A 7,783-nucleotide genomic window follows, 5' to 3' on the forward strand; every position below is an offset into this window, starting at 1 on the left:
CTTGGGAAGAGGGCTTGAGCAGGCGACCTGTACCACTGGAGGTGGTTATGCGCGATCTCCTTTTTTCTTCATCCTGGCGGTTCTGCGTTCTTCGCGTTCGGCATGTTGCAAAGCGGCTTGCGCAACGGCTATGCAGTAGGCTGGTAAACGTAGCTGTCCGTCGGGTTTCAGTACCTGCAGAGCTAGACGGCGAGCTGCTTGTGCCGTTAGCTTCTTCCCCTTTGGCTGCAACGAGCCACGGATGACCGCAGCACGGTCGTCGATCAAGGCAGGATGGTTCAGATTCAAAATCTTAGCAGTAGAAACGCCATCTGTCGTAAGGCCATGGACGCGGCCGCGCTCATCCAATAGGAAGTGGTCTTGTGCATTGGGCGCCAGCGGTGACACGAATCCGCCTGTGCTGGGGTCAAAGTCTGCCTTTGCGTGGGCGCCAAATTTACACACTGTCTTGGCCTGGCTGGACGGGTAGCAGGCCAGCATGTTCTGGTAGTCAATGTCCTCGCCAGCCACTTGGCGGCACTGCGGCAAGATGTGCTCAATATGGCAAGATGCCCGTGTGTCTGAATTCTGTGCTTGGCAATGCGCCGCTGTTGGAAGTTGCCGCATCGTATAGGCGCACAAATGAAACTGTTCAGCCAACAGACTCTTACGCACAGCCTCACCTGGAAAGCCGCCACCGCTGTAGGTCAGGTTTTGAGGTGACGCCACGTTCTCGGCCCTCCAGCGAATCAGTGCCTCTGGCTGCTTCCCCTTGAGGATGGCTTTCATACCTGGTCATCCTCGAGCCATTGCAAGCTGTGGACAGCTGCTTGCAGTTCAAGTACATCGGGAATATCACCTACCTTTTGGCGCAGTTCCGCCAGCTTACTTTGGGCACTAACGATGTCATCCTGATCGAGCAAGGCGCGAATGGCGTCGAGTTGGGACGCAACCTCCACATTGCGGGCCTTACCCTCCATCAATTCCTCCAGCACTTCGCTGCTGCTCAAGCCCAACGCGCGCTCTGGGTTTCCGAGAATCTTGGAATCACGCATGAGCCAGACTTCAGATGCCTTCAATTCACCGATGATTTGTGGCGAGTGACTGGCGGCAATGAATTGCACACTTGGGAAAACCTTTTTCAACAGGCCCGGTAGATGTCGCTGCCATGCAGGGTGTAAGTGCATGTCCAGCTCATCAATCAGCACGATGCCTGGCGTCTTCGACAACACGGCGTCATCCAGCTGTGGGTTCAGCAAGCACATGCGCCGTGCAATATCAACTACCAAAGCAACCATGCTGCGTTGTCCATCGCTCAGCGTCTCGAAAGGGGACGGTTTAGTGTTTTTCCAGTCGAGCACCAGGCGGCGGTATTTAATGTCATAGCGCAAGCCTTTGGCGCCGGGCACAGCCTCCACTACCGCCCGATTGACCAAATCCAGTTCATCTAGTGGGGCAGCGCTGGACGCTTGGCCGGCATGGGCCGTAGCTTCCAACCGCTCGAGCGACTTGGCAACCACCCAACTTTCCAATCCCTTCATATCCAATGCCGCGTTTTCCCAGGCGGCGTATCCGGCCAGCCGTGAATCCTGTTGGCGTACGGCGGCATCTGCGTCCACGCCCACCAGCTTCCATTGGCGTTCAGCGGTGTAAAACACCACGACGGGCAAGATACCCGCCCCGCCTTGGGCAACGCTTGCAACTGTATCCGTCAAAGCGGAATATATGGTGTGTTCCCAGTGGTTTTGCATGTTCCCTGGGCCCGACTGCTCCATCCACCACTCACGTAGTTCACCATTGACTTTTCCGGTTGCCTCCAGGCGCACCGGATAGCAACGTTCGTATCGCACGCGACCTTTCAATTCCACCAAAGCCAGCCTAGCATTGGCCTCTTGTTCATGCAGCCAAACAACGCCCTGGCCAAGAGCATTGAGAGGCGTGGCCAAGCTGGCAGCAACAGCCTTCAGCAGAGATGATTTGCCGCTGCCATTGACGCCAGCGTAGAGATTGAATTGAGGCGAGAAATCAAAAGTCGCCTGTTCAAAGCAGCAAAAATTCTGTACCTTCAGTTGCGTAAGTCTCATGGGTTGGCTCCATGGCTGTATTGAGAGTTTCGTGCTTCACACTTCTTCAGCAGGGTGCATGGCACGCGAAAAATCAGAACGGCACCTGCCGCACTGGCGCCGGGCGGGATGGCTGCAAACGTTGTAATGGAGCAGATACGGCATGGCAGCTACACTCAGTTCCAATCACTTCTGGCCTGCTTGTGCGCTCCGCGCACCGGCGGCCATGGATGAGGTACAAATCGCCGGCAGGCTGGCCAGGAATTGCTTCACATGGATCGCAATGCCAAGATGTTGTCTATCCGTGAGTTGCGGCCTTTGACGACGCAGATGCACAGCATGAAATATACCTTTCAACTTGTATATTCAGTATATGCATTGGAGATCAAGTTGCCATGGTTTGGTGGCTGTATTGCGGCAATCCATTGATGGATTGCACGGCCCTGGATATCCGCCAGGCCGAAGCGGTGTGCCAGGCCATTGTGCTGCACGCTATAGGCCCGGACCCCTTTGATCGAATTGCTGCACGCGCTGCAGGACAGGCTGGGCCATATCCCCGAGGTCGCGGAGCCGCGCATCGCCAACGCGCTGAACCTCTCGCGCGCCGAGGTACATGGTGCTCTCCCCTGCTATCCGCATTTCCGCACCATGCAGGCGGGACTGCATGTGCTGCAGCGCAGAGCGCGGGTCACGGCGCCCGCAGCGCAGCGCGCACCACATCCGGCGTGAACGGCGCGGCGTAGAAGCGCCGGCCCGTGGCATCGAACAGGGCATTGGCCAGCGCGGCCGGGCCGGGCACCGAGGCCGATTCGCCCGCGCCCATGGGGGGCTCGTCCTGGCGCGGCATCAGCACCACCTCGATGGGCGGCAGGTCGCGGAAGCCGATGATGGGGTAGCTGCCCCATTCGCGGCTGGCCACGCCCTGGTGGTTGAAGGCGACCTTCTCCACCAGGCTGCGGCTCAAGGTCTGTATGACATTGCCGTGGAGCTGGTGGCGCACGCCGTCGGGGTTGACCACCATGCCCGTGTCCTGGCCCACCACCACGCGGCGCACCGTGATGCGGCCGCTGGCGGGGTCCACGGTGATGTCGATGACCCAGGCGGCCCAGGCTGCGCCGAAGCCGGGGAATCGGCTGTGCACATAGCGCGCATAGGCCACGCCGCGCCCGTGCAGCAGGCCGTCTGCGCCGGGGCGGCCCCGGCTTCCTGCTTGATTTGGCTGCCAGCCTGCGTGGCGTGCCGTGGCCTCGATCAGCTCGACGGCGCGCGGGTCGTCCAGATGACGAACACGGTAGTCCACGGGATCGGCGCCGGCCGCATGGGCCAGCTCGTCGATCATGCAGTCGTGGGCGAAGGAATTGGGCAGGGCCGAGACGCCGCGCAGCCAGGACGAGCGCACGATGGGCGCCATGTCGTGGCAGGTGATGCGCTGGCTGGCATAGCGGTAGGGCGGCACGGCCGTGCGGTCGCCCATCTCCAGCGTGCGCGGCTCGCCGGGGATGCGGCCCGTGAGCAGCAGGGCCAGCAGCGGCGCATCGTTGGAGGGGTAGCGCACGGCAAAGTCATAGGCCAGCAGCTCGCCACTGGCGTCGATGGCCGCGCTCACATCCATGAGCTGGGCCGTGCCCTTGGGCTCCCACTGGTGCTCCTGCTCGCGCGTGAGCTGCACGCGCACGGGCGCGCCCACGGCCATGGACAGCAGGGCGGCGTCGGCGCAGACATCGTCGGCGCAGTTGCGGCCATAGCAGCCGGCCGCCTCCAGGCGCACGATCTCGATGCGCTCCTCGCCCAGTTGCAGCAGGCGGTCCAGGTCGGTGCGCAGCATGTGGGGGTTTTGCGTGCCGGCCCAGAGCTTGAGACGGCCCTGGCTGAAATCGGCCACGGCGCAGGACGGGCCGATGGAGGCATGCATCTGGTAGGGCCAGACATAGCTGCGGCGCAGCTCGGTGGCGGCGCCGGCGAAGGCGCCGTCCACATCGCCCTGATCCACCAGCGGGCGGTGCACGGCCGGGTTCGCGCGAATGGCCGAGGCAAGGTCGGACAGGTTCGGCGCAGGCGGTACGGCCTGCCATTGCACGCGCAGCGCGCGCATGGCGGCAATGGCCTGCTCCTCGCGGTCGGCGACCACGCCGATGAAGTCGCCTTCCACGACGACCTGTACCTTGCCGGGCAGGTGGGCCACGGACTCACGGTCCACGGCCACCAGGCAGCGGCCGATGAAGCCGCCGCCGTCGCGGCCCGGGTGCGGCGGGCGGATGACCCGGCCATGGCGCATGCCGGGCACGCGCACATCGTGGACAAAGCTCAGTTCGCCCGTGGCCTTGGCGGGAATGTCCACGCGCGCCGCGCCACGGCCGACCAGCCGGTATTCGCTGGCGGGCTTGAGTTTCACTTCCTGATCGGGCGGGGCCAGTGTCAGCTGCAGCTGCTGGCCGCGCAGCAGATCGCCATAGCCGAGTTCGCGGGCATCGCTGCCATCGGCAAAGCGCACCACGCCTTCGCGTGCCTGGAGCCGGTCCGCCGCCACGCTCCATCGCTGCGCGGCCAGCGCCAGCAGCTGCTCCCGCGCCTGGGCGGCGGCGCGGCGCAGCGGCACGGCCGAGATCTGGATGCTGGCGCTGGCGATGGTGGGGCCCTGGTTGGGCGCGGCGGCCGTGTGGCCCAGCACCATGTCCAGGCGCGCCAAAGGCACTTCCAGTTCTTCCGCCACGATCTGCGCCAGCGCCGTGCGTATGCCCGTGCCCAGGTCCACATGGCCGTTGAAGGCCAGCGCGCGCCAGCCCTGCGGCGCGCCTTCGTCGGCCAGCAGGGCCACGAAGATTTCGGGCGTGGACTGCACATAGTCGGTGGCCGTGCCGGGCTGGCCGGGCGCGGGGCGCGGCGGCGCCACGGGCTGGCGCACCACGAGCAGGGCGCCAGCGTGCGTGAGCAGCTGCGCGTGCAGGGCTTGGGGCTGGGGCAGGTTCATGGCCTTATGTTCGCATGCGGGGCGGCTATGTAGGCGGCTCAGCGCGCGAGTGCGTCCGTGTCGGCAATCGCCTGGGCCAGCGGCATCACCGCCGCGTACTTCTGCGCCATGTCGAACAGGTTGGCCTCGTGCGGGCCCAGGGCGCGGTCGCCGCAGCAGTCGGCCACCACCAGCGGGCGAAAGCCCGACTGCATGGCATCGACCACGCTGGCGCGCACGCAGCCGCTGGTCACGCAGCCGGCCACCACCAGCGTCTGCACGCCGCGCTGGGCCAGCCAGGGCGCGAGCATGGTGCCGAAGAAGGCCGAGGGCGTGCTCTTGCGCACCACGTATTCGCCGGCGGCCGGGGCCAGCTCGGGCACGATGGCGCTGTGGTGGCTGTCTTCCTTGAGCGTCAGCATGCCTGGCACCTTCAGGCAGAAGATGTTGCTGTCGGCATCGTCGTCCGAGAACACGATGCGGCTGTGCGCCACGGGCCAGCCGCGCTCGCGTGCGTGGGCCAGCAGGTGCTGCGTCTGGCTGATGGCCTCGGGGATGTTGCCGCCACCGAACACGGCCGGGTCGGCAAAGCCGTTGACGAAGTCGATGATGAGCAGGCCGAAGGGTGCTTTCAGCGGCAGCGGCGTGCCGAAGCCCTGGCGGGCGTAGGCCGAGATGTCGCCCTGCACGCCCTCGGTGGGGATGCTTTGTGTGGTGGTCATGCGATGTCCTTTCGGCGCTTGGCGCGCGCCAGTCCTTGTTCATCCTGCACCATGCCGTCGATGACGGTGGGCGTTCCGTCCAGCGCCACCGAGCAATGGCGCATGGGAATGTCGATGTGGCAGGCCGTGGTGCGGCTGCCGCCGGCCTCGTTGTTGGGGCCCATGGACCACAGGAAGTTGCCCTCGAAGGCACGGGCGTCCATGCCGATGTGGGTTTCCTTGTTGTAGTGGGCCAGCATGGACCAGTGGGCGCGCGGCTGCAGGCCCCAGCCGATGTGCGAGACGGCATAGGCCTCGGGGTCCTCGTAGGATGCCATGTATTCCTTGAGGATGTCGGCCTGCAGGCCGCCGCCGATGCGCGTGACGTAGCCCTTCTCGATGACGAGTTCGATGGGCTCGGTCACGTAGTCCTTCATGGGCAGCAGGATGTCGCCCCGGTCCAGCACCACGCGGCCGTTGCTCTCGCCCTCGTCGGGCCAGGTCAGCACGAAGCCGCTGGGCCAGTGGTCCCAGCGGCCGGGCTGGTCCACGAAACCGTATTCGCAGATGGCCGGGAAGCTGCCCAGCCGGCAGCGCAGGTCGGTGCCCGCGGCCGAGGTGATGTGCATCTGGCTGGCGGCCTCGATGAGCCGGGATGCCGCCTGCACACGCGCGCGGTCGCCCTCGGTGGGCACCAGGCGGCACAGTACCTCGGGCGGCTCCACGGCCAGCAGGATCTTGGTGCCGGTCTGCAGGATCTCGTGCTGCTCGGGCGAGAACAGCAGGGTCATCAGGTCCAGCACCAGGTCGCTGGCCTTGAGCGCGGCGATGGCGGCGGGGTTGCCGGTCAGCGGCGTCGTGCCCAGGTAGGCCAGCGAGTCGCGGCTCAGGGATTTTTCGGCATTGACGGGCGGCAGGTCCAGGCGGTTGACGCGCGCCCCCATTTCGCTGGAGGCGGCGATGGCGCAGCGCAGCGTCTGCGGGTGCGTGTCGGCGCCCGTGAGCACGGTGACGGTCTGGCCGGCCTCGAGCCGGGACAGCGTGAGCACCTGCTTCCAGGCGTGGATCAGATCGATATCGCTGACGGACATGTGAGTCTCCTTGGTGTCGCGATGAAAGGAAAAAGGCGGCTGGCGGGCATTCAGTCCACCTGCGCTCCGAGGAAATCGCCCAGGGCGGCGTAGAAGCCGGCCTCGTTGTCCCAGGGAATCATGTGGCCGGCATGGGGCACGCGCACATGCTTGGTCTGGGGCGCCAGGCCCTGCCACTCGGCCACGTCCTCGCTGCGCACCACGTCGCCGCGCTCGGCCGTGACCAGCAGCAGCGGGTGCGGGATGCGCGGCAGGTCGGCATGGATGTCGTCGCGGCCGAAGTCCTCGAAGCTCTGCACGATGGCCGGCTCGTGGCAGGTGTGCAGCCACTGGGCGCGCAACTGGCGCTGCTCCTCGGTCCAGGTGGGGCAGAAGGCGCGCATGGCCTCGGCATCCATACCCAGCGTGGCCTGGCGGATGGAGTCCACATACCAGGGCAGGGCGGCCGGGTAGGCGCGGCGGCCAGGGCCGGAGACCGGCGGATCGACGATGACCAGGCGCGTGAGACCGGCCGGCTGGCTGCGCGCTGCGCGCACGGCAATGCGCCCGCCCATGGAGTGGCCGAGCAGCGCCCAGCGCTGCAGGCCCAGCGCCTGGGCGAAGGCGGCCACGTCGGCGGCCTGGGCATCGAGGCCGTAGTCCAGGCCCGGGCCCGAGGACGACAGGCCGCGCCCGCGCACGTCCAGCACATAGGTGTCGAACTGGCGGCCCAGGTGTTCGGCCACGAAGCCCCAGGTCACGGCGGGGCTGGTGATGCCGGGAATCAGGATGACGGCATCGCGCTGCGCGCGTTCGCCCTCGGTTCCGCCGTAGCGCAGATAGTGCTGGCGGATGCCGTTGGCATGGACGTTGCCGCCGTAGAGGAAGGTGCTGGTGGTGCTGGCAGGTGTGCTCATGGTGGCGCTCCTCAGGCCTTGGTGGCCAGGCCGTTGGGATAGGCGCCCGACAGCAGCGCGCCCGCGCCCGGCACCACCGGCTCCAGCCCCAGGTGGTCCAGCATGC

General features: G+C 65.8%; 7 protein-coding genes and 1 pseudogene. 1 reads left to right on the top strand and 7 read right to left on the bottom strand.

Annotated elements, in window-relative coordinates:
* Window positions 1-45: 45 nt before the first annotated feature.
* Entirely contained in the window at window positions 46-768 is a 723-nt protein-coding gene (locus tag ACODRX_RS19780; protein ID WP_488873245.1) for a hypothetical protein, read from the bottom strand.
* Window positions 765-2,063, bottom strand: a complete 1,299-nt coding sequence (locus ACODRX_RS19785; protein ID WP_488873246.1) for an AAA family ATPase — start codon at window positions 2,061-2,063, stop codon at window positions 765-767. The genes ACODRX_RS19780 and ACODRX_RS19785 overlap by 4 nt, the downstream gene beginning before the upstream one ends.
* A 489-nt stretch (window positions 2,064-2,552) precedes the next feature.
* On the opposite strand from ACODRX_RS19785, the gene ACODRX_RS19790 reads away from it, so the two are divergent.
* The gene (locus ACODRX_RS19790; RefSeq protein WP_488873247.1) at window positions 2,553-2,771 is read left to right on the top strand and encodes an NAD(P)H-dependent oxidoreductase subunit E; all 219 of its coding nucleotides are present in this window, start codon (window positions 2,553-2,555) and stop codon (window positions 2,769-2,771) included.
* On the opposite strand, the gene ACODRX_RS19795 is transcribed toward ACODRX_RS19790, so the two are convergent.
* The 5 genes and pseudogenes from ACODRX_RS19795 to ACODRX_RS19815 form a co-directional block, all read right to left on the bottom strand.
* Window positions 2,731-5,010 carry a xanthine dehydrogenase family protein molybdopterin-binding subunit gene (locus tag ACODRX_RS19795; protein ID WP_488873248.1) on the bottom strand — a complete coding sequence of 760 codons (2,280 nt, stop codon included), beginning with the start codon at window positions 5,008-5,010 and terminating at the stop codon, window positions 2,731-2,733. The two genes, ACODRX_RS19790 and ACODRX_RS19795, sit on opposite strands and share 41 nt — an antisense overlap.
* A 38-nt stretch (window positions 5,011-5,048) precedes the next feature.
* Window positions 5,049-5,711, bottom strand: a complete 663-nt coding sequence (locus ACODRX_RS19800; protein WP_488873249.1) for an N-carbamoylsarcosine amidohydrolase — start codon at window positions 5,709-5,711, stop codon at window positions 5,049-5,051.
* Window positions 5,708-6,781: a 2,5-dihydroxypyridine 5,6-dioxygenase NicX family protein gene (locus ACODRX_RS19805; protein WP_488873250.1), complete on the bottom strand. Its 1,074-nt coding sequence runs from the start codon at window positions 6,779-6,781 to the stop codon at window positions 5,708-5,710. Before ACODRX_RS19805 ends, ACODRX_RS19800 begins: the two co-directional genes overlap by 4 nt.
* A 50-nt stretch (window positions 6,782-6,831) precedes the next feature.
* Window positions 6,832-7,677, bottom strand: a complete 846-nt coding sequence (locus tag ACODRX_RS19810; RefSeq protein ID WP_488873251.1) for an alpha/beta fold hydrolase — start codon at window positions 7,675-7,677, stop codon at window positions 6,832-6,834.
* Between the two features lie 11 nt (window positions 7,678-7,688).
* A pseudogene (locus ACODRX_RS19815) lies at window positions 7,689-7,783 on the bottom strand (Asp/Glu racemase); the annotation flags it as partial.

This window comes from Comamonas sp. FG99 (genome assembly GCF_057808605.1).